Raw genomic sequence first — 1,201 nt, forward strand, 5'->3', positions numbered from 1 at the left:
TGGCCTCCGACTTCGGGCAGCTCCGCGGTCGCTCCGCCGTAGAGCTCGGCCCCGAAGTCGACGCGCGGTGCCGCGGCCTCGTCGGCGCCCCCGCCGCAGCAGTCCGAGCCGCAGCAGTCCTCACCCGCACCTCCGGAGGCCTCGGGCTCCGCCCGCCTTCCTCCGACGACCGTCAGCGCGGCCGCCGCGTAGCGCTCCCGGACCTGCTCGACCCGTCCCTCGTCCATGACCCCTCCTAGATATCGATGCCTGTCGATGTCTGAGCGTGCAGTAAACATCGACAGACGTCAATATCTAGAGGAGGATGGGTTGATGAGCACCGCGATCGAGACCACCCCCGGCACCCCCGACCAGGTCGGCGCGCTCCCTGCAGCGGTGGCCTGCTGCGCACCCCTGGCCCGGACGCCGTTGTCCGCCAAGGATGCGCAGGGTCTCGCCGTCGTGCTCAAGGCCATCGCCGACCCTGCCCGCCTGCGGCTGCTCTCCCTCGTGGCCGCGCGCGAGAACGGTGAGGCCTGCGTGTGCGACCTCACCGAGCCCGTGGGCCTGAGCCAGCCCACCGTCTCGCACCACCTGCGGACCCTCGCCGACGCCGGGCTGCTCCGGCGCGAGAAGCGTGGGGTCTGGGCGTACTACTCGTTGGTGCCCGGCGCCCTCGACGAGATCGCGCGCGTGCTCACCACGGCCGGGCGACCCTGACGCGACCCGAGGACGGACGCGGGCTCAGTGCGACCGGAGCGCGTCGATCAGCTCGTCCTTGGTCATCGAGGACCTGCCGCTGATGTCGAGCTCGGCCGCCCGCGAGCGCAGCTCGTCGACCGTCCACTCCTCGTAGGCGGGCGAACCGCCCCCGCGGCGACCGACCTCGCTGCGCGAGCGGTTCGCCGCCGCGTTCGCGATGCGTGCGGCCTTCTCCTTCGAGCTCCCCTCGTCACGCAGCTTCTCGTAGAGCTCGTCGTCCTTGACGCTCGGTCCCGGGTCACGCTCGGGCATCGGGTTCCTCCTACTCGTAGTGCCGCCGTTCCCTTGCCACTCTGCGCCCGGGCCGGACGCCGCGCATCCGCGGGTGGCAGGCTGGGCCGATGGACGACGACGACCGCCTCGTGCTGGGGCAGATGACGGCGCTGGCGGCCCTCGCGTGGCCCGGGCGGGCTCGCTGGCCCCTCCCCCGCTCGGTCAGCGTGGTCGCGGCGTGCGCCCT

3 protein-coding genes are annotated in these 1,201 nt (G+C 72.8%); 1 reads left to right on the forward strand and 2 read right to left on the reverse strand.

Annotation, left to right across the window (positions count from 1 at the left end; all coding sequences use genetic code 11):
* Positions 1-227, reverse strand: a 227-nt coding sequence (locus L0B03_RS18130; protein WP_250448439.1) for a hypothetical protein, incomplete at its 3' end; no start/stop codon positions are given.
* Positions 228-312: 85 nt separating this feature from the next.
* On the opposite strand from L0B03_RS18130, the gene L0B03_RS18135 reads away from it, so the two are divergent.
* A complete protein-coding gene (locus tag L0B03_RS18135) occupies positions 313-699 on the forward strand; it encodes a metalloregulator ArsR/SmtB family transcription factor (protein WP_250448441.1) in 387 nt (128 codons plus the stop codon).
* A gap of 24 nt (positions 700-723) precedes the next feature.
* Here the strand turns inward: L0B03_RS18135 and L0B03_RS18140 are convergent, their stop codons facing one another.
* Positions 724-993 carry a Rho termination factor N-terminal domain-containing protein gene (locus tag L0B03_RS18140; protein WP_250448443.1) on the reverse strand — a complete coding sequence of 90 codons (270 nt, stop codon included), beginning with the start codon at positions 991-993 and terminating at the stop codon, positions 724-726.
* Positions 994-1,201 lie beyond the last annotated feature (208 nt).

Source organism: Actinotalea sp. C106, assembly GCF_023630195.1.
GTDB lineage: Bacteria > Actinomycetota > Actinomycetes > Actinomycetales > Cellulomonadaceae > Actinotalea.

Coding starts and splice junctions, on each gene's coding strand:
- L0B03_RS18135 (WP_250448441.1), top strand. CDS start 313: ATGAGCACCGCGATCGAGACCACCCCCGGCACCCCCGACCAGGTCGGC.
- L0B03_RS18140 (WP_250448443.1), bottom strand. CDS start 993: ATGCCCGAGCGTGACCCGGGACCGAGCGTCAAGGACGACGAGCTCTAC.